The organism is Microbacterium sp. SY138, from assembly GCF_039729145.1.
GTDB classification, from domain to species: Bacteria; Actinomycetota; Actinomycetes; order Actinomycetales; family Microbacteriaceae; genus Microbacterium; species Microbacterium maritypicum_A.
Window position 1 is genome coordinate 1,058,187 of the sequence record NZ_CP155793.1, and the last position, 22,583, is coordinate 1,080,769.

A 22,583-nucleotide genomic window follows, 5' to 3' on the forward strand; every position below is an offset into this window, starting at 1 on the left:
ACAAACATGTCCGTTTCGGATGAACAGCGTTCCGCATCGCCGTCAGAGTACGTCGGTGCGAATGCGCACGCCTTCGGCCCCGGGCGCCACCTGCGCTCACGATCCAAGGTGCTGCCCGAGCACGCACGAGGGCACAACCGCGCCCTCGTGCTGCAGACGCTCTACCACGCCGGCGCGATGAGTCGCGCCGACCTCTCCCGGGAGACCGGACTCACCCGGGTCACCATCTCCGACCTGGTCGCAGAGTTCATCGCCGACGGCATCGTGATCGAGATGGGCGTCCGTGAGGCCGTCGGCCCCGGCAAGCCGCCGATCCTCATCGACATCGACCGCTTCGGGCATCAGATCGTCGGTCTCGACCTCTCCGGACCTGACGCCTTCACCGGTGCGGTGCTGAGTCTCGACGGAGATGTGCTCGAGCGGCGCGAGGTGGCCCGCCCCGCATCGCCCGACGGCGAGGCGGCCTATGCGGCACTGCGTGAGCTGGCGGACGCCCTCGTCGCCGCATCGACCCAGCCTCTGCTGGGTGTGGGAATCGGCACGCCCGGTGTGGTGCGTCCCGATGGCCTCGTCCTCAGCTCGCCCAACCTCGGCTGGACGAACTTCCCGCTCGAGGCGAAGCTCGGCGTCGACCTCGACCTTCCCGTCCTCGCCCGAAACGACGCCAACGCAGCGGTGCTCGCGGAGTACACCTTCGGTGACGCCAAGGCCGACTTCATGCTGATCAAGATCGGCAAGGGCGTCGGCGCCGGTCTCATCACCGGCAGCCAGCCTCTGCTCGGCAGCCGCTTCGCCGCAGGGGAGATCGGTCACGTCGTGGTCGGAACCGACGGCGGACCGCGCTGCGCGTGCGGCAAGGACGGCTGTCTCGAAGCATGGCTCAGCGTGAGTCGCCTCGGCGCGGCGATCGCTGCGGACCCCGATGCGCGAGACGAGATCCTCCGTGATGCCGGAACGCGGATGGCCATCGCCGTCGCCCCGATCGTCGCGGCGCTCGATCTCTCCGAGGTCGTGCTCTCCGGACCGGCCGAACTGCTCGACGGCGTCCTGATCGACGCCGCCATCGAGACGCTGCACGCGCGGACCCTCGAGGGCGTCTTCGAGGATGTCGTGGTGCGGCTGACGCACCAGGAGGACATCGTCCTGCGAGGAGCCGCCGTCATGGTGCTCTCCGGACAGCTGGGAGTGTCGTGATCGTCGACGCCACCATCACCGTCACGGCAGGGAGCAGCATCCGATGACGGGTGCCGGCAGTGCCGACCGCTCCGGTCGGCCCATTCGAGTGGGCCTGGACGTCGGTGGTACGAAGATCGACGCGGTCGCCGTCGATCCGTCCGGAGACATCCGGGGGAGACTGCGCCGACCGACCGGCTGGGGTGACGACGCCGTCGTCGAGAGCATCGTCGCGGCGGTCACCGCCCTCGCCGTCGAGAGCGGATTCGCCCTCGACGACGTCGGATCCGTGGGGATCGGGATCCCCGGACTCGTCGACGCCGAGGCCGGCCGCGTGGATCACGCCGTCAACCTCGGGGTGGAGTCCCTGGACCTCGCTGCCACGGCCGAGCGTGCACTCGGTGTCCCCTTCCGGGTGGAGAACGACGTGAAGGCCGCGGCGCTCGGAGCCGCGGTGCTGAGCGGAGTCGCCGGGTCCATGGCCTACCTGAACCTCGGAACGGGCGTCGCCGCCGGAATCGTGATCGACGGGCGCATCTGGCGCGGCGCGCGGGGAACGGCCGGCGAGGTCGGTCACCTCTCGGTCGATCCGCGTGGACGACTGTGCGGCTGCGGACAGCACGGCTGCGTCGAGACCTTCTGCGGTGGGGGCGCGCTGGCCAAGGCGTGGGGTCGCCCCGGTGCGCTGCCGATCCGGGACATCTTCGACGCGGCGGACGCCGGCGATCCGCTGGCACTCTCCCTTCGCGACGACCTCTACCACGGAGCCGCAGCCGCCGTGCGGGTTCTCGTGCTCTCCGCCGACGTCGAGACGGTGGTCATCGGGGGAGGACTCACCGCTCTCGGAGACCGGCTCGAGAACGGCATCCGCGCCGCCCTGCACGCGGGCGCCGAGGCGTCACCGTTCATGCGGTCGCTCCGCCTGGATGAGAGAATCGAACTGCTCCCCGCGGGTTCTCCCGCCGCCGCATTCGGCGCCGCACTCGTCGGCGCTTCCATCACCGAGAAGGAGATCGTTCCCCATGGCTGAGGTCGTCATCGTCGAGAATGCCGAGGCTGCCGGTGCGTTGGTCGCCACCGAGATCGTGGAGCTGATCGCGCGTCGTGCGGATGTGGTCCTCGGCCTCGCCACCGGATCGACACCGCTGCCGGTGTACCAGGCGCTGCGCACGCAGCTCGCGGGTCACGACGTCTCGCAGGTGCGCGGCTTCGCCCTCGACGAGTACGTCGGGATCGACCCCGCGCACCCGGAGAGCTACCGCTCCGTCATCACCCGTGAGGTCGTCGAGCCGCTCGGCCTCGACCCGCAGCGCATCCATGTCCCCAACGGTGCGCAGGCGACGATCCAGCACGCGGGCGATGACTACGAGGCGGCCATCGATGCCGCCGGGGGCGTCGACCTGCAGATCCTCGGCATCGGCACGGACGGACACATCGGCTTCAACGAGCCCGGATCGTCGTTCGCGTCCCGCACTCGCGTGAAGACGCTCACGGAGCAGACGCGCGAAGACAACGCCCGCTTCTTCGACTCGATCGACGACGTTCCCATGCACTGCATCACCCAGGGGCTCGGAACGATCCTGAGGGCGCGTCACCTCGTGCTGCTCGCCTTCGGCGAGGGCAAGGCCGAGGCCGTCGCCGGAGCGGTCGAGGGACCGCTCACGGCTCTCCTGCCCGGTTCCGCGATCCAGCTGCACCCGCACGCCACGATCGTGGTCGACGAAGCCGCGGCCTCGCGCCTCGCGCTCGCCGACTACTACCGCTACACGTTCGCCAACAAGCCCGCCTGGCAGGGCATCTGACGCGCGCCCGAGCCCCGCGCCGGCGTGCTCAGCTCGCCGACGCGGGCCAGGCGATCGGGAGCAGGTGCTCGACGCTCAGCGGCGCCAGCGGAAGCGTGGCGACGTCGGCCGGGGTGATCCACCGCAGCTCGGCGAGCTCTGCCTGAACACTCACCGCCCCGGGGTCGACGGAGGTCGCGAAAGCCTCTGCGACGACCCGGTGCCCCGGCTCGTTCGCTGCCGCGGAGACGAACGTGCCGAGGGGCTCGAGGGCGGCTTCGTCGAGGACCAGCCCGAGTTCCTCGTCGAGCTCGCGGATCAGCGTCTGCGCGGCGGACTCGCCGGCCTCGGGCTTGCCGCCCGGCTGCATGAACATGGTCGTGCCCTGCTTGCGGACGACCAGCACGCGTCCGGACTCGTCGACGATCACCGCCGCGCTCACATGGATGTCAGGCATCGGAGGCGAACACCTTTCCGGGGTTGAGGATGCCGAGCGGATCGAACACGGCGGCGATCTGACGTTGGAGCTGCCACTGGTCGTCACCCAACTCCTCGGCGAGCCAGCGCCGTTTCAGGACTCCGATGCCGTGCTCGCCTGTCAGGGTGCCGCCGAGACGGATGGCGGCGCGGAAGAGCTCGTCTGCTGCCGCCCACACGTGCGGCGGCGTCTCCGTCCCCTCGAAGATGAAGTTCGGGTGCAGGTTGCCGTCGCCGGCATGGGCGACCGTCGGGATCACGATGCGGTACTCGCGCTCGATGCGCGCGATCTCGTCGAACATCGCCGGCATGGCGCTGCGCGGTACCGAGACGTCTTCGATCAGCGTCGTGCCCAGCGATGCCATCGCTGCATGCATCGACCGTCGGACGGCGAGGAGGCGCTCGCCCTCGTCGCGGTCATGGGAGACGATCACCGCCCCCTCGTGGTCGCGCAGGATCGCGGCAATCGTGTCCGCTTCGGCGGCAGCCGCCGGGCCGTCCGTCTGGATGGTCAGCTGGGCCGCGCCCTCCGGGGGAACAGCGAGCGCGAGGAGAGCATGCACGGCGGAGAGGCTCGCGGCATCCATCAGCTCCATGATCGCCGGCTGGACGCCGGCAGCGGTGACGGCGGCAGACGCGGCGGCCGCGGTGCGTACGCCGGGGAAGGTCGCTGTGACGGTGCAGTTCTCGCCGGGGACGAGCCGGCGCAGCTTCAGGGTGGCCCCGACGACGACTCCGAGCGTTCCTTCCGAGCCGACCATCAGTGCGGTGAGATCCAGTCCAGTGACGCCTTTGACGCTGCGGTGCCCGAGGTGCATCAGCCGCCCGTCCGCGAGCACCACGTCGACCCCGAGTACCGCGTCGCGCACGACGCCGTACTTGGCGCAGAGCAGACCGCCGGCGCCCGTGGCGATGTTGCCGCCGACGGTCGAGATGTCGCGACTGGCGGGGTCGGGCGCCCACCACAGCCCGTGCTCGGAGAGTGCGGCGTTGAGGTCGGCGTTCAGGATTCCGGGCTCGACCACGGCGAGCAGATCATCGGGACGGATCTCGTTGATCGCTGTCATCCGGCGCAGCGACAGCACGACCTCGCCGGTTCCTGCGTTCGCGGCGCCCGCCAGCCCGGTTCCGGCGCCGCGGATCACGACCGGAGTGCGGGTGGCGGTGGCGATGCGCATGGTCTGCTGCACATGCTCGATCCGCTCCGCGTGGACGACGGCGAGTGGACGGCCCACTGCGGCATGACCGGAGCGGTCGGCCCTGGCTTGTTCGAGCGAGGCGTCGTCGGTGTCGACGAGCGCTCCGAGGGATTCCTGCAGGAGGGAGAGGGCGCTCACGATGGCGTGCTCACGACGGTGTGCTCACGAGAGAAGCCTCAGGACAGCGCGCGTCGGCCGCTGAGCACACCGGCGACCACCGCGACGAGGGCGAAGGCCGTGCCGATGAGCGCTTGGCCCATCGACCACCAGGCGATGGTGACTCCGACGTAGATCAGCAACTCGACGGCGGCGCGGAGGAAAGGGTGCACGCGCAGGACCGGACGCGGCGACAGGAACAGCGCCCAGATCAGGATCACGACGACGGGGGCCCCGACGCCGATGACGACGTTCCAGGGAAGGTCCCAGCTCGCGAAGCCCCAGAGGGCGAGAGAGGCCACGGCGACGATGAGGACGACGGCGCGGACGATGTCGAGAGCGGTGATGACCGGGCGGTCGACGCCGGGGACGGGAGCGGGATCCGAGGACATGGATCCAGTCTATTCGGCGGCGGGGGCGTCCTCAGCCGGGGCAGCGGCGGCCTCGGCCAGGGGCGCAGGTGCGGCTGCGGTCGAGTCTGCGGGGACGGGCATGGCCACGACGGGCGTGACCTCGACGGGCGCGGGCTCGACGGGTGCGGGGTCGACGGGTGCAGGTGCGGGAGCCGTCACAGGGTCGGCCACCGACGTCGGCTCGGACGCCGCAGGTGAGGTGGTCGACACATCGCTCGCGGTGTCCGGCGTCGCGGTGGCGGACACGATCGGAGCCTCCTCTTCCGGACCCTCGGGACGGTTGGGCTCGAGCTCGAGCAGTGTGGTGACCGTGGAGGGGCTGGTGCCCGACGCGAGGACGTAACGGAAGGTGACGGTTGTGATGTCCGCGTCGACGAACTGCCAGAAAGTCGGGCGGAGATCGATGACGCCGAAGCCGGACTCGTCGAGCAGGATGCTGTCACCGCCGCCGGTGCTGTCGTCGAGAAGGGCCTCGACCCTTTGACCGGCCATTCCGGTGATCGGAACGCTGTAGTGGACCTGGAGGCCGTTGAACCAAATGGTGGCGGTCTCCCACGCGGGAGCCTCCGTGGGGACACCCGGGTCGACCGGATCCACGGGGTCGACCGGGTCCACGGGGTCGACCGGGTCCACGGGTGGCACCGTGACCGGAGGGGGTGTGACGGGAGGGAGGGTGGCGGGAGGCGCGGCGGCGGCCGGACCCACCTCATCTGCTCCCGGCACCGGATCCACGGCCGGCGGCGCAGGAGGCTGCTCCGGTACGGTGACCGGCGGCTCGATGACGACGGGCTCGTCGAGGCTCAGCTTCTCGTCCGGTCCGACGTCCGCCGAGATCGACGACGGGTCCTCGTCCCCCGCGCTCGGAAGCGAGGTCGCCGGGTCGGCACCGGCGAGTCCGGGGAGGATCGTGGCGGCAGCGACGACACCGGCCACCACCAGAGCGGCCGATCCCACACCGACGAGCGCGCCGATCCCGGTGAACACACCACCCGCGGATCCGGCACCGGCGGATGAGCCGGCAGTGCCTCCCGCCGAGCCGCCGGCCCCGCCACCGGAACCTGAACCACCGGTCGCAGCGAGGCCCGTCGCGGCGTGTGAAGCACCGGGGTCACCGGCGAAGACGGCTCCGGGAATGCTCGACGGCATGGCCGCCAGCGCGACGATCGGCGTGCCGGCGCCTTGCAGCGTGGCGAGGTAGCCGGCGGCGCCGGTGACGCCGAGGACGAGAGGCAGGAGCACCAGGGCGAGACGCTTGGAGACATCTTTCGCCTCGGCCGCGACGATCATGCATCGAGCGCACTCATCGAGGTGCAGCTCGAGCCGCTTGTGGTCGCGCGTGCTGAGGTTGCCACGTGAGTAGGCGCCCAGGTGCTCGATGGTCCACTGGCACTCGGAGCCGTCTTCGGCGCTGCGCAGATGCGCCTGGATCCAGGCTTCGCGCAGACCCTCGCGGGCGCGGAAGGCCAACTGCGACACGGCGCCGGCCTTCATCCCGAGGAGAGGGCCGACCTCCTGCGGCTTCATCTGCTCGATCTCGGTGTACCAGAGCACCTCCTGCCAGCGGGAGGGGAGACTGCGGAAAGCCTGCGCGGTGAGGCTGCGGTCGAGTGCCTCGCTCGCGGCCTGATCGGTGGTGTCGGGGTCGGCGACGGCGTCGAGCTCATCGATCGCGGTCTCGCGGCGGGCGCGTCCCCAGCCTGCCGCCGTGTTGCGGATGCTCGTGAACAGGTAGGCGCGGAAGGACCCGTTCGGTCCGCCCCCCTTGATGATCGCCTGATAGATGCGCGTGTACGACTCCTGCACGAGGTCATCGGGGTCGATCGACGAGGTGACCGAGCGGGCCACGGAGAGTCCCGACGGGTAGTGTCGTCGCCAGAGTTCACCGAACGCCTCCGTGTCGCCCGAACGGGTGCGGAGGATCAGGTCGGCGTCGCCGATCGCTTCGTCGTGTGTCGTGTTCTCTTCGTGCACAATCATCCATCTGTCGCCGGGCGCAGGTGCGCCTCCACGGGAAGAGACGCATGAGAGCGCCTCTCATCACGCGACTTCTCCATTCTCTCGCGAATCTCCCAGGGAAGCCACCCTTTCCCGGAACTCCAAGGCGATGCCCGGGTTCGCCAGCGGTGCCGCCGGAGCCGGATGTCGGGGGTCCCCGAAACTCATACGAAGGAATTTCGAGAAGTCGCGTAATGAATCGGGAGGAGTGTCGTCTCATCCCATGTAGACAGCCGTGAGGATTCCACCGGGGGGCGGGATCCAGGCACTGGTGCGGGGGTATTCGCACTGGTCGGGTAGGTCGGGATCCTCGGGGGAGGAGAACCCGGCCGCCCGTCTCACGAGAGGGAACGAGGCCGCCGATCTGGGGAACGGCGGCCTCCCGCACGTTCGATCCGAGGATCGGGAAGAACTTCTCGAAAGAATTTCGAGAAGTCGCGTAATGAATCGGGAGGAGCGTCGTCTCATCCCATAGAGACAGCCGTGAGGATTCCACCGGGGGGCGGGATCCAGGCACTGGTGCGGGGGCATTCGCACTGGTCGGGCAGGTCGGGATCCTCGGGGGAGGAGAACCCGGCCGCCCGTCTCACGAGGGGGAACGAGGCCGCCGATCTGGGGAACGGCGGCCTCCCGCCCCGTCACACATGCATGACCGGAGAGCGCAGAGCTGCGCGTCGCGCGCGGCGCCGTCTCAGACGAGCAGCCGGGGTCCTGACCACACGCGCGCGACGCGCAGTTCCGCATCCAGGAGCACGGCATCGCCGAGCATCCCGTTGCGCAGACCGCCGAGAGCAGAATCGCGGCCGATCGCCCGTGCCGGCGTCTCCGTGAGCGCGCGAACGGCCTCGGGCAGCGACACGCCTGCCTGCACGGCCCGCCGCAGGGCCACGTCCTGCGTCAGCGTCGATCCGGCGATCGATCCGGTGTCGTCAGCCCTCGCCACGCCGTCGCGCACCGTGACGCTCACCGCGCCGAGGTCGTAGTGGCCGTCGGCACTCCCGGCGGCCGCCATCGCATCGGTGATCAGCGCGACCCGCCGGGGGGCGGAGTCGAAGACGAGCTTGACGACGTGCGGGTCCAGATGCACGTTGTCGGCGATGGCCTCGAGCACCACACGATGATCGGCCGCCGCCGCGAGAACCGGCCCCGGAGCGCGGTGATGGATCCCCGGCATCGCGTTGAACGCGTGGGTGAGGATGGAGGCTCCCGCCTCGAACGCGGCGATCGCCATGGCGGCATCCGCATCGGTGTGGCCGACGGCGGCCGCAGAGCCCGCTGCCACGATCTGTCGGATCGCGTCGATCCCGCCGGGGAGCTCCGGCGCGATGGTGACCTGACGGACGGTGCCGCGGCCGGCATCCAGGAGGCGGGAGACATCCGCGGCCGCCGGATGGCGGAGAAGCGAGGGTTCGTGGGCTCCGTGATGCCCGGGGTCGAGGAAGGGCCCCTCGAGGTGCGATCCCAGGATGTCGGTATCCGTCGAGGTCAGATCCGCGATGAGCGCGACACTGCGGGCGAGGGAGTCCAGCGACGCGGTCACGAGCGAGATGACCGCGCGGGTGGTGCCGTGCGCGCGGTGCAGGTCTCGTCCGGTGCGGATCGCCTCCACGCCGTCGTCGAACGCGGCACCGGCGCCTCCGTGCCCGTGGATGTCGATGAAGCCGGGAGTGAGCAGGGCGCCCGCGCCGGCGACGGCGGTCGCGTCGACGATCTCGTCCGCCGGCGTCCACTCCGATCCCGTCCCGCGGGCCGTCACGACACCGTCCTCGACCCGGATCCAGCCGTCCTCGACGATGTCGCCGTGATCGATGATCCGCGCCGAGTGGATGACCAGCGAACCGGTCGAAGAGGAGTGGGTGCTCAACGTGCGCTCCAGGGGATCTCGTCTGCGGGGTGGAAATCGACCCCTTCAGCCTTCCACAGCGGCGCCAACGACCCGACCCGCAGGCGGAACGACTCCCATGTGCGCTCCGGTGTCTCTCGTGGCGACCAGGCGACCTCGGCCTGCGCAGCGGCGCGCGGGAAGACCAGCTGCTCGACCTCGTCGATCGTGCGGGTGGTCTCCGACCAGAGAGGGGCCTCCACACCGAGGATCGCGGCCTCGGGGACGTCGAGCACCGCGGTGGGCTCCCACTCGTAGGCGGAGCGGACGTCGATGATCGCCGCCCAGGTGAGTCCGAGGGGGAAGTCCTCCGTGTACTTCATGTCGAGGTAGGTGACGTCAGCCGCCGACATGAGGAGAGCGCCGCCCCGCTCGACGAAATGGGCGGCCTCCTCGGCGTGCGTGCCTTCGGGCGTGGTCTTCCCCCAGTACTGCCCGACGGTGCCCTCGGCGATGTTCGCCGCGGAGCCCATCTCGTGCCAGGCCATCGGGATCTTCCCCTCTTCCACGACGATCGAGGTCGCGCGCGCGGCGAACAGATCGAAGTCGGCCTGGGGAGTGCCGAGCGACTCGTCGCCGCCGATGTGGATGTACGGCCCCGGCGTCATCTCGGCCAACTCGCGGACGACGTCGCGCACGAACTCGTACGTGCGCTCCTCGTGGATGCGGACGCTGGAATGGCCGACACCCCAGCCGAGGTAGGTCTCGCCGGCGACGGGCAACGGCTGGCCCAGACGCGCGGAATCCGCGATGAGGTTGTCGTTCAGCACCGGCGCCTCGACGAGCTCGGGGTAGGCCACGCCGATCGCGTGGGTGTGCCCGGGCAGGTCGATCTCGGGGATCACGATCATGTGGCGCGAGGCGGCGTACGCCACGAGCTCGCGGTAGTCGTCCTTCGAGTAGAAGCCGCCGGGGTCGCCGTTCGCCGACGTGCCGGAGGCGCGCTCGGTGAGCAGCGGCCAGGAGTCGATGTGCACGCGCCACCCCTGGTCGTCGCTCAGGTGCAGGTGCAGGTGGTTGAACTTGAGCGCACTCGTGCTGTCGATGAACCTCTTCACATCGTCGACGCCGAAGAAGTGCCGGGCGACGTCGAGCATGACGCCCCGTCGCGGGAAACGCGGGGAGTCCGCGACGTCGGCGCGGAGCAGCGCCCAACCGGAGTCGTCCTGGCGCAGCAGCTGCAGCAGTGTCTGCACACCGTAGAAGAGCCCTGCCTCGTCGGCCCCGACGACGATGGCCTGATCGCCGATCTCGAGTGTGTAGCCTTCCGGCGCCGAGGATTCCGGGTCGACGATCAACTCGATGTCGGCGAGGGCCTCGTCGACGACGGAGAGCCGGATGCCACTGCGGCGCTCGACCGCGTCGATCAGCTGGGCGGCTGCGGGGGAGGAACCGCGCACGCGCGTCTTCGCGGTGATCGGCATCCGTCCCTCTCGTGCGACGGCGGACACGGGCACGGGAACGAGCGGAAGAGGATGAGGAAGGACCATGAACAAAACCTACCCGTCGGTGCCGCTCAGCGGAATGGCAGAACTCGAATCGATTCTGCGACCGCCATGAGACGGCAGCGTGCGCGGCGGCTCGCATCGGCTATGCTCGTAACCGTCGCGACTGGCGTCTGGGTGGACTACCACCGGGGAGCGACTGACCACGGAATTCGACCGCGCGCCTGGGCCGATAGGAACACCCCTTTCGAATCCGTTGTCAAAGGAGCACGTCATCATGACCGACCGTTACTTCAACGCCCCGCTTTCCGAGGTCGACCCCGAGATCGCTCAGGTCCTGGATCGCGAGCTGAAGCGCCAGCAGACCTTCCTCGAGATGATCGCGTCGGAGAACTTCGTGCCCGTCTCGGTGCTGCAGTCGCAGGGCTCCGTGCTCACGAACAAGTACGCGGAGGGCTACCCCGGACGCCGCTACTACGGTGGCTGCGAAGAGGTCGACGTCGCGGAGTCCCTCGCGATCGAGCGGGCGAAGAGCCTGTTCGGTGCGGAGTTCGCGAACGTGCAGCCGCACTCCGGCGCCTCCGCGAACGCGGCGGTCCTGCACGCGATCGCCCGTCCCGGCGACACCCTGCTCGGTCTGTCCCTCGACCAGGGCGGCCACCTCACGCACGGCATGAAGATCAACTTCTCCGGCCGTCTGTACGACATCGTCGCCTACGGTGTCGACCCCGAGACCTCGACGATCGACATGGCGGAGGTGCGTCGCCTAGCGATCGAGCACAAGCCGAAGGTCATCATCGCCGGCTGGTCGGCCTACCCGCGCACGATGGACTTCGCCGCGTTCCGTGAGATCGCCGACGAGGTCGGCGCGCTGCTCTGGGTCGACATGGCGCACTTCGCCGGTCTGGTCGCCGCAGGTCTGCACCCGAACCCGGTGCCCCACGCACACGTCGTCTCCTCGACCGTGCACAAGACGATCGGCGGCCCGCGCTCGGGCTTCATCCTCACCAACGACGCCGAGCTCGCCAAGAAGATCAACACCGCGGTGTTCCCCGGGCAGCAGGGCGGACCGCTCATGCACGTGATCGCGGCCAAGGCCACGGCGTTCAAGCTCGCCGGCACTCCCGAGTTCAAGGAGCGCCAGGAGCGTGTGCTGCGCGGGGCGAAGCTCATCGCCGAGCGCCTGTCGCAGCAGGACGTGAAGGACGCCGGCATCTCCGTACGTTCGGGCGGCACCGACGTGCACCTGGTTCTGGTCGACCTGCGCGACGCCGAGATCGACGGCAAGCAGTCCGAGGATCTCCTGCACGACATCCACATCACCGTGAACCGCAACGCCGTCCCGAACGACCCGCGTCCGCCCATGGTGACCTCGGGCCTGCGCATCGGCACGCCCGCGCTCGCGACCCGCGGCTTCGGTGATGCCGAGTTCACCGAGGTGGCCGACATCATCGCCCTCGCGCTGCTCCCGGGGGCCGACGTCGAGGCCCTGCGCGCCCGCGTCGACGCCCTGGCCGCCGCGTTCCCGCTCTACCCGGACCTGCAGCAGTAATTCCGCAGCACCTCCCTCTCGCGAGTGCACGGGGTACTGCCGAGCGCACGGCTTGTCGACGTGAACAAGCCGTGCGCTCGACGGGAGGCCGTGCACTCGGCGGTGACGACGTAAGGAAGACACCATGACCGCGAAGATCCTCGACGGGAAGGCGGCTTCGGCCGCGATCCGGGCCGAGCTCACCGAGCGCGTCGCCGCGCTGAAGAGCAAGGGGGTGACGCCCGGGATCGCCACCGTGCTCGTGGGCGCCGACCCGGCGTCGCAGCTGTACGTGGGTATGAAGCATCGGCAGTCCGAGGCGATCGGGATGAACTCGATCCAGCGCGAGCTGCCGGCGGAAGCGACCCAGGCCGACGTCGAAGCGCTGATCGACGAGCTCAACGCCGACCCGGCCTGCCACGGTTACATCGTGCAGCTGCCGCTGCCCAAGCATCTGGACACCGACGCGATTCTCGAGCGGATCGACCCGGCCAAGGATGCCGACGGCCTGCACCCGACCAACCTCGGGCGCCTGGTGCTGAACGTCAACAGCCCGATCCACACGCCGCTGCCATGCACGCCGCGCGGGGTCATCGAACTGCTGTTGCGCAACGACTACGACCTCAAGGGCAAGCATGTCGTGGTGGTCGGGCGCGGCGTCACGATCGGACGCTCGATCGGACTGCTGCTCACCCGGCGCGACCTGAACGCCACGGTCACCCTCACGCACACCGGCACCGTCGACATGCCGCGCTACCTGCGTGAGGCCGACGTGATCGTCGCCGCGGCCGGCGTGAAGCACCTGATCCGCGCGGAAGACGTGAAGCCCGGCGCGGCCGTTCTCGACGTCGGTGTGACGCGCGAGACCGACGAGGAGACGGGGAAGAGCCTCGTGTTCGGCGACGTCGCCCCCGATGTCGCCGACGTGGCGGGCTACATCTCCCCGAACCCGGGAGGTGTCGGCCCGATGACGGTCGCGCTGCTCATGACCAACGTCGTGGAAGCGGCCGAACGGTCGCTCTGACGACGACCCTTCGCGCAGGAAAGGCGCCCTCCCGGTGACGGGAGGGCGCCTTCCTCGTTCCGGGCGCGTACCGCCCGGATCAGCCCAGTTCGTCGAGCATCCGTCGCTGCTCGGGCGTCAGCCCGTCGCGGAGCTCGTCACGGGCGGCGCGGGTCTCCGGCGACTCCGGCGGCGCGGCGGGCGCGGAGGGCGCGGAGGATGGGGCCTTCGCGCCTCCCTGCACGCGTGCCTGCACCGAATCGTAGATCTCGCCCGCCTTCGCCCGCAGCCGATCGTCGATCTGGTCGTAGATCATCCAGCCGAACAGCAGTGCGAGCGGCGGCAGCACGAACGCCCAGAAGCCGGAGGCACGCACCCCGCTCAGCCACACCGTGAGCACCCAGATGATGAGCTCGACGAGATACACCAGGACGTACTGCACGACCTTCTCGCCGGTCCTGGTGCGCTCGGCGGCGGACTTCGCGGCCGACGTGCGGAAGGCCCCGGCGAGCAGCGGCTTCACGAACAGGGCGGCGAGGGTCAGGATGACGGACGCCCACAGCGCGTTCAGACCGACCGACACACCGGGCAGTAGCAGGCCGATCAGCAGCAGCACGGCGACGTCGAACACGTAGAGCGCGGCGAACCGGACGATTCCGTTCTTCATGCGCCCAGAATCCCACACCTCCAGGGCAGATCACCCCTGATTGTGCCCGATCACCCCTGAGAGTGCCCGGTCACCCCTGATTGTGCAGTGTGCTCTCGATCCCGCTGATGCGGGCCTGCTCGTCGAAGCGGAACGTCGCGGTTCCCGTGGCATCCGACACCGTCGCCCCGGAGAACGCCTCATCGGTCCAGGTGAGCGTCCAGCCCGCGAGGCGGGCGAGGTCCCAGACCGCCGTGCGTGCATCGGGCAGGACGGCGGCGGAGAGCACGCGGGGGAGCGCGATGACCGCATCGGCCACCGTGAGCGGCGCGAGCGGAGCGTCGAGCAGGAAGACCGCCCGTGTTCCGTTGCCGACCGGGGCGGAATAGTAGGGGGAGCGCCCGGTGAGCTCCACCGCGACGCCGCCGACCGTGTGGGCCGCCTGGGCGATCCATTCGTCGTCGCCGGAGACCTCGGCGGGGAACGCGACCTCGGCGGTGGTGAGTTCGGCGACGCCGTGCTCATTGCCGTATGCGTGCAGCTGCGCGGCGACTCCCTGCGGGTCGCCGCTCGGGTGTGCCCAGGCCCACAGCAGCGACCGGGGTCCCGGTGCGATCGTCGCGATCAGGTGCGCGCGGGCCACGAGCTGGCGGGACGGATCGGCGTCGGCCGTGAAGGTCAGCGTGCCGGCAGCCAGGTCCGCGTCCCAGCGGTGCTCGCCGAGGGCATCGGCGGCGGCGGAGAGAGCATCCTGACGGAGTGCGACGAAGAGGGCGGCACGATCGGCGAGGGGCTGGAGCGCGGCGAAGGTCATGCCGACAGTCTCGCGGTCGATGCTATGAATCCGCTAGTTCACGCGGAGATCGTCGCGGCTTCCGGGCGTCCCATCCGCCAGACGCTCGGCACCATCAGGGTGGCCAGCGCGATCACCGCGTACACGGCACCCGAGGCGATGAGCACTGTCGCGGGGTCGGCATGTGTGATCAGCCAGCCGTACACGAGCGTGCCGATCGGCATCACGACGAAGCTGCCGAGCATGTCGTAGCTCGACACCCGGGAGAGCTTCTCGCCGGGGATGTTCTCCATCATCGCGAGGTTCCACCCCGTGCTGAAGACCTCGGCCCCCGCCCCCGCGATGAACGCGGCCATGGCGAGCAGGACCACCGCGGGATGCACGCCCAGGATCGTCACGGGGATCGCGAAGGCGGCCATGCCGATCATGCCGTAGCGCAGCGGCCGTCGCAGCGGGAACCACATAAGCAGCAGCGTCATCAGCAGCACGCCGGCGCCCTCGGCGCTCACGACCCAGCCCCATCCGGTGATGCCGAGCAGATCGTTGTTCTTCGCGATGTACGGGCCCACGACACCCCAGGCGCCGACGTGGATGGCGTTCATGACCATGAAGGCCAGCACGATCGTCCACAGCCACGAGCGACTCCAGAACTCCCGCCATCCGACGCGGAGGTCGTGGAACATCGTGGTGCCGCCCGCGTGCGACGGGGGAGGGAGCTTCACCAGGGCCAGCACCGGGATCGCGATCACCCATCCGGTCGCCTGCACGACCATCGCCCAGGCCGGGCCCGCGGTCGCCACCAGGACGCCCGCGATGATCGGGCCGCCGATGGTCACGGCTGAGCGCACGAAGGACAGCATCGCGTTCGCCTGCTGCAGATGCTCGGGAGTCGTGAGCTGCGGGATGATGCCCTGCATCGCCGGCAGCACGAACGCCGTCGAAGCGCCGTTGACGATCGAGAGCATCACGAGGAGCGGGATCGTGGCGTTGCCCGTGAACAGGAGCGCGGCGATCGTGCCGATCGACAGGATGTCGACCACATAGCAGGCCTGGATGATCAGCGCCCGGGGGAGTCGGTCGGCGATCACGCCGCCGAACAGCACGAACACGATGTTGCTCACTGTGAAGGCGGCGAGCACGAAGGACAGCGATCGCGCGTCGTTGTCGATCTCCAGGACCGCGAAGGCGAGGGCGATCGAGGACGTCGACCCGGCGATCATCGTGATCGCCCGGGCGAGGAAGAACCAGCGGAAGTTGCGGTCCTGCATCGCGGCGAGCCCGCGGCTCACCTCACGACCTCGCTCCTGTGCACCCGGCTATCCTGCCACGGGCGGGAGTCCTTCGAATCGCGCAAACGGTTGCATCCAGGTCCTGGACACAGCCACGTGCGCGATTCGAAAGGTCAGTAGCTGGCGCGGGAGGAGTCGTCGGTGGCGATGAAGCGCGCGGCCAGAGCCTCGGACGCCCGTGCGAGCAGAGCGACATCCGCTCCGACGGCCACGAAGTCGGCACCGGCGGCGAAGTAGGCGTCGGCGGTTGCCGGGTCGAAAGCGTTGACGCCGACGGCTTTACCTGCCGCCTTGACCGCGGCGAAGACCTTCTCGACGGCGGCCGTGACCTCGGGGTGGGTCTGCTGGCCGAGCAGGCCCATCGACGCGGACAGATCGGAAGGGCCGACGAAAACCGCGTCGACGCCGTCGACCGCGGCGATGTCGGCTGCGGCCTCGACGCCCGCCACCGTCTCGATCTGCACCGTGAGCGAGATGTGCTGCGCCGATTCCTGCAGGTAGCGATCGACACGGTTCCAGCGCGCGCTGCGGGCGAGGGCGCTGCCCACTCCGCGCACGCCCTCGGGCGGGTAGCGGGTGGCCGCGACGGCGGCGCGGGCCTCGTCTGCGGAGGAGACCATCGGCACGATCAGGTTCTGCGCTCCGAGGTCGAGGATCTGCTTGATCGCGACGGTGTCGTTCGACGGCACCCGCACGAGCGGGGCGATCGGGTACGCGGCGACGGCCTGGAGCTGCACGAGCACGGACTCGAGCGTGTTCGCCGAGTGCTCCATGTCGATCAGCAGCCAGTCCAGTCCCGACCCCGCGGCGACCTCGGCGAGCAGCGGGCTGCCGGAGCAGACCCACATGCCCACGAAGGGGCGATCGGAGTCCGCGATCTGCTCGCGGAACGAAGGGGCTAGACGAAGCGGCATGCGATTGTTCCCATCGGTCCGTAATCGCACAGCACCTCGTCGCCACGCGACACCCACATCGGGCGTGTGAACGATCCTGCCAGGATGATCTCTCCAGCCTCGAGACGCGCGCCGTGCTGATGGAACTTGTTCGCGAGCCACGCGACCCCGGTGGCCGGGTGACCGAGCACCCCGGCGGCGACACCGGTCTCCTCGATCTCGCCGTTGCGGGAGAGGACACCGGGAACCCAGCGCAGGTCGATCTCATCGGGGAGCTTGCGCACGGTGCCGAGCACCATCGCGCCGTACGCCGCGTTGTCGCTGATCGTGTCGACGATCGTGCGGCCCTCGAGCTCGATGTGCGAGTTCAGCACCTCGAGCGCGGGGACGGCGTAGTCGATCGCCGCGAGAGCATCGTCGAGGGTGCAGTCGGGGCCCTCGAGCGGGGTCTTCAGCACGAAGGCCAGCTCGACCTCGATGCGCACGTTCGAGAAGTGGTCGACCGGGATCTCGGCTCCCGAGTCGTAGACCGTGTCGTCGAACATCACCCCGTAGTCCGGCTCGGTGATGCCCGTGGCCTGCTGCATCGCCTTCGAGGTCAATCCGATCTTGCGACCGACGAGTCGGCGACCCGCGGCGATCTGCGAGTCGCGCCAGACCCCCTGGATCGCGTAGGAGTCCTCGACCGTGGCCTCCGGGTACCGAGCTGTGATGCGCGGGATCACGGAGTGCGTGCGGTCGGCCTCCGCGAGTTCCGCCGCGATCTGCGTGATCGTCTCTGCTGACAGCATCCGTGCCCCCTTAGAGCTGGTGGCCCAGCTTGTACTCGCCCTGCTTGTACTCGGGCATGTCCTTGTCGTCGTCCGCGCGCGTGTACGAGAAACCATCGGCGCCGATCGTGACCGCCATCTCGGAGTCGTCGGTGCGGGCCACGACCGGCTGCGGGTTGCCGTCGAGGTCGAGGACCAGCGAGGCATCCGTGTACCAGGACGGGACGACGGGGTTGCCCCACCAGTCGCGACGCTGGTTGTCGTGCACATCCCACGTGATGACCGGGTTGTCGGGGTCGCCCGTGTAGTAGTCCTGCGTGTACACCTCGACGCGGTGGCCGTCGGGGTCGCGCAGGTAGAGGTAGAAGGCGTTCGAGACGCCGTGACGCCCGGGGCCGCGCTCGATCGAGTCGGAGCGGCGGAGCGCGCCGAGCTTGTCGCAGATCGCGAGGATGTTGTGCTTCTCGTGGGTCGCGAAGCACACGTGGTGCATGCGGGGGCCGTCGCCGCCGGTCATGGCCGTGTCGTGCACCGTGGGCTTGCGGCGCATCCAGGCGGCGTAGACGGTGCCCTCGTCGTCCTGGATGTCCTCCGTGACGCGGAATCCGAGATCCTGCATGAACCCCACGGCGCGCGGCACATCGGGGGTGACCTGGTTGAAGTGGTCCAGCCGCACCAGCTCGCCGGGGATGTGCAGGTCGTAGCGCCACGACATCCGCTCGACGTGCTCGGTCGCGTAGAAGAACTCGTAGGGGAAGCCGAGCGGGTCGACCACGCGCACCGAGTCTCCGATGCCCTTGACGAAGCCGTTCTCATCGCGTCGCACATCGCAGCCCAGCTCGGTGTAGAACTCCACCGCGCGGTCGAGGTCTTCGGGAGTGCGGACCCGGTACGAGAAGGCGGCCACGGCGGCGATCGGGCCCTTGCGCAGCACCAGGTTGTGGTGGATGAACTCCTCCGTCGACCGCAGGTAGATCGCCTCGTCGTCCTCCGCGGTCACGTACAGGCCCAGGATGTCGACGTAGAACTGCCGCGAGGCCGCGAGGTCGGTGACCACGAGCTCCATGTACGCGCAGCGGAGGATGTCCGGCGGCGAGCTCTGCGGCGTCGCGATGGGGTTCTCGGAGCGGATCGGCGCCTCCTGGGAGACGTAGAAGCCGGAGGAGGTCAGGGTCATGTCGTCGCGGTGTGTCATGTCAGCGTCCTTGCGTGAGGTTCCGGTCGCACTCTCTGTCGCATCCGCGTCGGTGGGGCGGCGGAGAGTGCGACCGGAACGAGACAGTGGGTCAGTTCTTGCCGAAGGTCGGGTTGTGGGCGGGCCCGAGCGTGATGTGCACGCTCTGCTGGTCGGTGTAGAAGTCGATCGAGCGGTAGCCGCCCTCATGACCGAGACCCGAGGCCTTCACGCCGCCGAACGGGGTGCGGAGGTCGCGCACGTTGTTGCTGTTCAGCCACACCATGCCGGCCTCGACCGACTGCGCGAAGTTGTGCGCCCGCTTGAGGTCGTTGGTCCAGATGTAGGCGGCGAGTCCGTACTTGGTGTTGTTCGCGAGCGACAGCGCCTCCTCGTCGGAGTCGAACGGCGTGATCGCGACGACGGGTCCGAAGATCTCCTCCTGGAAGATCCGGGCGTCGGGGGAGACGTCGGCGAACACGGTCGGCGCGACGAAGTTGCCCTCCTCGAAACCCTCGGGACGACCGCCGCCGGCGACCAGGCGCCCCTCGGTCTTGCCGATCTCGACGTAGCTCATGACCTTCTCGTAGTGCTCGGGGTGAACGAGAGCACCGACCTCCGTGGCGGGGTCGTGCGGGTAACCAACCTTGACGCGCTTCGCCTGAGCGGCGTAGCGCTCGACGAACTCCTCGTAGATCGAGCGCTCGACGAGGATGCGGGATCCGGCCGTGCAGCGCTCGCCGTTGAGGGAGAAGACGCCGAAGATCGTGGCGTCCACGGCGGCCTCGAGGTCGGCGTCGGCGAAGACCACGGCGGGCGACTTGCCACCGAGCTCCATCGACAGCCCCTTGAGGAACGGCGCGGCGTTGCCGAAGATGAGCTGTCCGGTCGAGCTCTCACCCGTGAAGGAGATGAGCGGCACGTCGGGGTGCTTCACGAGCGCGTCGCCCGCGTCCTCGCCGAGGCCGTTCACGAGGTTGAAGACGCCCTTCGGCAGCCCCGCCTCCTCGAAGATGCCTGCCCAGAGGGACGCGGAGAGCGGCGTGAACTCGGCAGGCTTCAGCACGACCGTGTTGCCGGTCGCGAGCGCGGGACCGAGCTTCCACGACTCGAGCATGAAGGGCGTGTTCCACGGCGTGATGAGCCCGGCGACGCCGATCGGCTTGCGGTTGACGTAGTTCATCTGGCGCCCTGGCACCTTGAAGGCGTCGTCGGACTGCGCGACGATCAGGTCGGCGAAGAAGCGGAAGTTCTCGGCGGCGCGACGGGCCTGACCCAGTGCCTGCGTGATCGGGAGGCCGGAGTCGTACGACTCGAGCGCGGCCAGACGCGCATCGCGCGACTCGACGATGTCGGCGATCTTGTGCAGCACCCGCGACCGCTCGCGGGGGAGCATGCGCGGCCAGGGGCCCTCATCGAACGCGCGCTTCGCGGCGGCGACGGCGAGCTCGATGTCGGCCTTCTTGCCCGCTGCGGCCGTCGTGTACGCCTGGTTGGTGACCGGGTCGAGCACGTCGAACGTGTCTCCATCGACGGAGTCGACGAATGCGCCGTCGATGTAGTGCTGGATGTGGTCGGGGAGGTCGGCGGGGATGCGCGAATCGGTCATGAGAATTCTCCGGTCGTCTGGGCAGAAGTCGTCTGGTCGGAAGTCGTCTGGGTGGAACGGGCGTGCAGCGCGTCGAGGAACGCGTCCATGGTGCGCCAGCGGTGGTTGCGGGCGGCGAGTTCGATCTCGAGAGGGTCGGCACCCGCGCGGATGAGATCGAGGATCTCGGTGTGCTCCTCGACCGAGTGCTGGGCGCGTCCGGGGATCGATGCGAACGTCGTGTCGCGGATGCCGGAGAGCCGCGACCAGCCGCGGTGCACGAGATCGAGCAGATGCGGGTTGGGGCACGGCTCGAACAGCACCGAATGGAACTGGCGGTTGAGCTCGGTGAAGGCGTGGGCGTCGAGTTGGTCGAGCATCTGCGCCATCCGCTCGTTGATGCGGGTGGCCTCATCGAGGGCGGCGTCGTCGAGAAGGGGAGCGGAGAGCGCGGTGGCGCAGCCTTCGACGAGGCCGAGCGTCTGCATGGTGTGGGCGTATTCGCTCTCGTCGACGAGGGTCACGCGTGCGCCGACGTTGCGCTCGAACGTCACGAGTCCTTCGGCTTCGAGGCGGCGGATGGCTTCGCGCACCGGGACGACGCTCATCTGGAGGTCGTCCGCGATGGATCCCAGCACCAGACGATATCCAGGGCTGAACATATGACCCGTGATGCGGGAGCGGAGCCACTCGTAAGCCACCTCGGACTTGCTGGCCGCCGTCGTGGTCATCGTGCACTCCGGTCAGCGGCGCTCCGGTCAGCGGCGCTCCGGTCGGCGGCGCTCCGGTCGGAGATGGCCTCCTCGTAGCGGGCTCGCCACTCGGCGTTCAGAGGGAACAGCCCGTCGACGGGGTGGCCGGCGGCCACCTGCTCGGCGATCCAGGCATCTTCGATCTCCTGCGCGACGGCGCTCGCCGCGACCTCGGCAGCCAGTGCCGGGGGGATGACGATCACGCCGTCGCTGTCGCCGACGATGATGTCGCCCGGCTGCACGGTCGCGCCGCCGCAGGAGATCGTGACGTCCACATCCCATGGCACGTGCTTGCGGCCGAGCACGGACGGATGCGCGCCCTGCGAGAACACGGGGAGACCGATCTCGGCCACGGCGTCGAAGTCGCGGACGCCCCCGTCGGTGACGACCCCGGCCGCTCCGCGGACCTTCGCGCGCAGGGCGAGGATGTCGCCGAGGGTGCCGGTCGTGGCATCCTCTCGGGCTTCGATCACGATGATCTCGCCCTCTTCCACGGCGTCGAACGCGCGCTTCTGGGCGTTGTAGCCGCCGCCGTGGGAGGCGAAGAGGTCTTCGCGGAACGGCACGAAGCGCAGCGTCTTCGCGGTGCCGACAATCTTGCTGCCGGGGATGTTCACGGACACGCCGTCGATGAAGCAGGAGTGGTGTCCACGCTTGCGGAGCTGCGCCGACAGACCGGCCGTCGGCGCCTCGAGGAGCTGGGCGCGCAGTTCGGGGGAGAGCCCGTGCGTCTTCTCGAGGGGAGGCAGGCCTGCCTCCTCGCGAGAGCCCCACGCTTCTGTGCGCTGCAGGTCGTCGACGGCGGGGAGTGATCCGAGGCCGCCGTCGAAGGGCGTCTCGCCCTGCGTGACGGTGGTGATGAGACGGCCCGAGGTCGGAGCGCCGGGGGCCTCCGGGGCATCCACCTCGACCTCGACGACGTCGCCAGGGACGATGACCGAAGAACCGGCGGGAGTGCCGGTGAGGATCACATCGCCGGGCTCGAGCGTGAAGTGCTGGGACAGGTCGGCCACGAGCTGCGCGAGCGGGAAGATGAGGCCGGCGGTGGTGTCCTCCTGACGGAGCTCTCCGTTCACCCAGGCGCGCACCCGGAGGGCGGCGGGGTCGACCGTGCGGGCATCGATCAGGTCGGGGCCGAGCGGCGTGTATCCGTCGCCGCCCTTGGAGCGGACGTTCGAGCCCTTGTCGTTCGCGCGCAGGTCGTACAGGCCGAGATCGTTCGAGGCGGTGACCCAGCCGACGTGGTCCCAGGCGTCGTCGAGCGAGACCCGGCGGGCGGGAGTGCCGATCACGAGAGCGATCTCGCCCTCGAAGGCGAGCAGCTCGGTGCCGGCAGGGCGCTCGACGGTGCCACCGGAGACGCCGACCGAGCTGGCCGGCTTGAAGAAGTAGGAAGGGGAGGCAGGGCGCCTGCCGCGCTGGTCGGCGCGCGAGGCATAGCTCAGGTGGATCGCGATGATCTTGCCGGGGCGGGTGATGGGGGCCGTCACGGGGCGCCTCCTTGCGCTCGTCTGCGATGTCGTGCGTGACGCCTTGTGCGTCGTATTCGAAATCATATATCATCGGTTCACCCCTCGGCAAGCACTTCGGATCCGCTCCGCTGCACGCCGTGACAATGCGGTC

The 22,583-nt window shown here is 69.3% G+C and carries 20 protein-coding genes and 1 riboswitch; of the genes, 5 read left to right on the plus strand and 15 right to left on the minus strand.

Features of this window, described 5'->3' with window-relative positions; translation table 11 throughout:
* The first annotated feature begins 6 nt into the window (after positions 1 to 6).
* Genes ABDC25_RS04940 through nagB form a run of 3 tightly spaced genes read left to right on the plus strand, consistent with a single transcriptional unit; the run spans position 7 to position 2,975 of the window.
* Entirely contained in the window at positions 7 to 1,194 is a 1,188-nt protein-coding gene (locus ABDC25_RS04940) for an ROK family transcriptional regulator (protein ID WP_292763128.1), read from the plus strand.
* Between the two features lie 43 nt (positions 1,195 to 1,237).
* The gene (locus ABDC25_RS04945) at positions 1,238 to 2,203 is read left to right on the plus strand and encodes an ROK family protein (RefSeq protein ID WP_292763130.1); all 966 of its coding nucleotides are present in this window, start codon (positions 1,238 to 1,240) and stop codon (positions 2,201 to 2,203) included.
* A complete protein-coding gene (gene nagB / locus ABDC25_RS04950) occupies positions 2,196 to 2,975 on the plus strand; it encodes a glucosamine-6-phosphate deaminase (RefSeq protein ID WP_347125128.1) in 780 nt (259 codons plus the stop codon). The genes ABDC25_RS04945 and nagB overlap by 8 nt, the downstream gene beginning before the upstream one ends.
* A gap of 28 nt (positions 2,976 to 3,003) precedes the next feature.
* Here the strand turns inward: nagB and ABDC25_RS04955 are convergent, their stop codons facing one another.
* The 6 genes from ABDC25_RS04955 to ABDC25_RS04980 form a co-directional block, all read right to left on the minus strand.
* Positions 3,004 to 3,411: an NUDIX domain-containing protein gene (locus ABDC25_RS04955; RefSeq protein ID WP_347125130.1), complete on the minus strand. Its 408-nt coding sequence runs from the start codon at positions 3,409 to 3,411 to the stop codon at positions 3,004 to 3,006.
* A complete protein-coding gene (locus tag ABDC25_RS04960; RefSeq protein ID WP_347125131.1) occupies positions 3,404 to 4,768 on the minus strand; it encodes an FAD-linked oxidase C-terminal domain-containing protein in 1,365 nt (454 codons plus the stop codon). Before ABDC25_RS04960 ends, ABDC25_RS04955 begins: the two co-directional genes overlap by 8 nt.
* Positions 4,769 to 4,806: 38 nt before the next feature.
* Entirely contained in the window at positions 4,807 to 5,178 is a 372-nt protein-coding gene (locus ABDC25_RS04965; RefSeq protein WP_021198839.1) for a YrdB family protein, read from the minus strand.
* A gap of 9 nt (positions 5,179 to 5,187) precedes the next feature.
* Positions 5,188 to 7,176, minus strand: a complete 1,989-nt coding sequence (locus ABDC25_RS04970) for a sigma-70 family RNA polymerase sigma factor (protein ID WP_347125134.1) — start codon at positions 7,174 to 7,176, stop codon at positions 5,188 to 5,190.
* Between the two features lie 709 nt (positions 7,177 to 7,885).
* On the minus strand, positions 7,886 to 9,058 hold the full coding sequence (gene nagA, locus ABDC25_RS04975; protein ID WP_347125136.1) for an N-acetylglucosamine-6-phosphate deacetylase: 1,173 nt from the start codon (positions 9,056 to 9,058) through the stop codon (positions 7,886 to 7,888).
* A complete protein-coding gene (locus ABDC25_RS04980) occupies positions 9,055 to 10,566 on the minus strand; it encodes a family 20 glycosylhydrolase (RefSeq protein WP_347125138.1) in 1,512 nt (503 codons plus the stop codon). Before ABDC25_RS04980 ends, nagA begins: the two co-directional genes overlap by 4 nt.
* Before the next feature lie 107 nt (positions 10,567 to 10,673).
* Positions 10,674 to 10,758: riboswitch (ZMP/ZTP riboswitch) on the plus strand.
* Between the two features lie 40 nt (positions 10,759 to 10,798).
* On the opposite strand from ABDC25_RS04980, the gene glyA reads away from it, so the two are divergent.
* Both glyA and ABDC25_RS04990 read left to right on the plus strand, forming a co-directional pair.
* The gene (gene glyA, locus ABDC25_RS04985) at positions 10,799 to 12,073 is read left to right on the plus strand and encodes a serine hydroxymethyltransferase (protein ID WP_021198835.1); all 1,275 of its coding nucleotides are present in this window, start codon (positions 10,799 to 10,801) and stop codon (positions 12,071 to 12,073) included.
* A 124-nt stretch (positions 12,074 to 12,197) separates the two neighbouring features.
* On the plus strand, positions 12,198 to 13,076 hold the full coding sequence (locus tag ABDC25_RS04990; RefSeq protein WP_021198834.1) for a bifunctional methylenetetrahydrofolate dehydrogenase/methenyltetrahydrofolate cyclohydrolase: 879 nt from the start codon (positions 12,198 to 12,200) through the stop codon (positions 13,074 to 13,076).
* A 79-nt stretch (positions 13,077 to 13,155) separates the two neighbouring features.
* On the opposite strand, the gene ABDC25_RS04995 is transcribed toward ABDC25_RS04990, so the two are convergent.
* The 9 genes from ABDC25_RS04995 to ABDC25_RS05035 all read right to left on the minus strand — a co-directional run bounded on the left by ABDC25_RS04995 (position 13,156) and on the right by ABDC25_RS05035 (position 22,450).
* On the minus strand, positions 13,156 to 13,722 hold the full coding sequence (locus ABDC25_RS04995; protein ID WP_167253331.1) for a hypothetical protein: 567 nt from the start codon (positions 13,720 to 13,722) through the stop codon (positions 13,156 to 13,158).
* A 70-nt stretch (positions 13,723 to 13,792) separates the two neighbouring features.
* Positions 13,793 to 14,515: a DUF6882 domain-containing protein gene (locus tag ABDC25_RS05000; RefSeq protein WP_167253332.1), complete on the minus strand. Its 723-nt coding sequence runs from the start codon at positions 14,513 to 14,515 to the stop codon at positions 13,793 to 13,795.
* Positions 14,516 to 14,553: 38 nt separating this feature from the next.
* Positions 14,554 to 15,783 (minus strand): MFS transporter, encoded by a 1,230-nt coding sequence (locus ABDC25_RS05005; protein ID WP_347125142.1) that lies wholly within the window; start codon positions 15,781 to 15,783, stop codon positions 14,554 to 14,556.
* A 113-nt stretch (positions 15,784 to 15,896) separates the two neighbouring features.
* Positions 15,897 to 16,697 (minus strand): HpcH/HpaI aldolase/citrate lyase family protein, encoded by an 801-nt coding sequence (locus ABDC25_RS05010; RefSeq protein ID WP_347125143.1) that lies wholly within the window; start codon positions 16,695 to 16,697, stop codon positions 15,897 to 15,899.
* Positions 16,682 to 17,467 carry a fumarylacetoacetate hydrolase family protein gene (locus tag ABDC25_RS05015; RefSeq protein WP_347125145.1) on the minus strand — a complete coding sequence of 262 codons (786 nt, stop codon included), beginning with the start codon at positions 17,465 to 17,467 and terminating at the stop codon, positions 16,682 to 16,684. The genes ABDC25_RS05010 and ABDC25_RS05015 overlap by 16 nt, the downstream gene beginning before the upstream one ends.
* A gap of 10 nt (positions 17,468 to 17,477) precedes the next feature.
* Positions 17,478 to 18,641 carry a 3,4-dihydroxyphenylacetate 2,3-dioxygenase gene (gene hpaD / locus ABDC25_RS05020; RefSeq protein WP_029260486.1) on the minus strand — a complete coding sequence of 388 codons (1,164 nt, stop codon included), beginning with the start codon at positions 18,639 to 18,641 and terminating at the stop codon, positions 17,478 to 17,480.
* 91 nt (positions 18,642 to 18,732) lie between these two features.
* The gene (gene hpaE, locus ABDC25_RS05025) at positions 18,733 to 20,229 is read right to left on the minus strand and encodes a 5-carboxymethyl-2-hydroxymuconate semialdehyde dehydrogenase (protein WP_021198827.1); all 1,497 of its coding nucleotides are present in this window, start codon (positions 20,227 to 20,229) and stop codon (positions 18,733 to 18,735) included.
* Positions 20,226 to 20,939 carry a GntR family transcriptional regulator gene (locus ABDC25_RS05030; RefSeq protein WP_021198826.1) on the minus strand — a complete coding sequence of 238 codons (714 nt, stop codon included), beginning with the start codon at positions 20,937 to 20,939 and terminating at the stop codon, positions 20,226 to 20,228. The genes hpaE and ABDC25_RS05030 overlap by 4 nt, the downstream gene beginning before the upstream one ends.
* Complete coding sequence (locus ABDC25_RS05035; protein WP_347125148.1) at positions 20,936 to 22,450, minus strand: fumarylacetoacetate hydrolase family protein; 1,515 nt, start codon at positions 22,448 to 22,450, stop codon at positions 20,936 to 20,938. Before ABDC25_RS05035 ends, ABDC25_RS05030 begins: the two co-directional genes overlap by 4 nt.
* Between the last annotated feature and the right edge of the window lie 133 nt (positions 22,451 to 22,583).

Excerpts from the sequence above, each read along its gene's own strand:
- ABDC25_RS04990 (WP_021198834.1), top strand. The coding sequence starts at position 12,198 with ATGACCGCGAAGATCCTCGACGGGAAGGCGGCTTCGGCCGCGATCCGG.
- ABDC25_RS04995 (WP_167253331.1), bottom strand. The coding sequence starts at position 13,722 with ATGAAGAACGGAATCGTCCGGTTCGCCGCGCTCTACGTGTTCGACGTC.
- ABDC25_RS04965 (WP_021198839.1), bottom strand. The coding sequence starts at position 5,178 with ATGTCCTCGGATCCCGCTCCCGTCCCCGGCGTCGACCGCCCGGTCATC.
- ABDC25_RS05015 (WP_347125145.1), bottom strand. The coding sequence starts at position 17,467 with ATGCTGTCAGCAGAGACGATCACGCAGATCGCGGCGGAACTCGCGGAG.
- glyA (WP_021198835.1), top strand. The coding sequence starts at position 10,799 with ATGACCGACCGTTACTTCAACGCCCCGCTTTCCGAGGTCGACCCCGAG.
- ABDC25_RS04955 (WP_347125130.1), bottom strand. The coding sequence starts at position 3,411 with ATGCCTGACATCCATGTGAGCGCGGCGGTGATCGTCGACGAGTCCGGA.
- ABDC25_RS04940 (WP_292763128.1), top strand. The coding sequence starts at position 7 with ATGTCCGTTTCGGATGAACAGCGTTCCGCATCGCCGTCAGAGTACGTC.
- ABDC25_RS04970 (WP_347125134.1), bottom strand. The coding sequence starts at position 7,176 with ATGATTGTGCACGAAGAGAACACGACACACGACGAAGCGATCGGCGAC.
- nagB (WP_347125128.1), top strand. The coding sequence starts at position 2,196 with ATGGCTGAGGTCGTCATCGTCGAGAATGCCGAGGCTGCCGGTGCGTTG.
- hpaE (WP_021198827.1), bottom strand. The coding sequence starts at position 20,229 with ATGACCGATTCGCGCATCCCCGCCGACCTCCCCGACCACATCCAGCAC.
- ABDC25_RS04945 (WP_292763130.1), top strand. The coding sequence starts at position 1,238 with ATGACGGGTGCCGGCAGTGCCGACCGCTCCGGTCGGCCCATTCGAGTG.
- ABDC25_RS05010 (WP_347125143.1), bottom strand. The coding sequence starts at position 16,697 with ATGCCGCTTCGTCTAGCCCCTTCGTTCCGCGAGCAGATCGCGGACTCC.
- ABDC25_RS05030 (WP_021198826.1), bottom strand. The coding sequence starts at position 20,939 with ATGACCACGACGGCGGCCAGCAAGTCCGAGGTGGCTTACGAGTGGCTC.
- ABDC25_RS05000 (WP_167253332.1), bottom strand. The coding sequence starts at position 14,515 with ATGACCTTCGCCGCGCTCCAGCCCCTCGCCGATCGTGCCGCCCTCTTC.
- ABDC25_RS04980 (WP_347125138.1), bottom strand. The coding sequence starts at position 10,566 with ATGGTCCTTCCTCATCCTCTTCCGCTCGTTCCCGTGCCCGTGTCCGCC.
- hpaD (WP_029260486.1), bottom strand. The coding sequence starts at position 18,641 with ATGACACACCGCGACGACATGACCCTGACCTCCTCCGGCTTCTACGTC.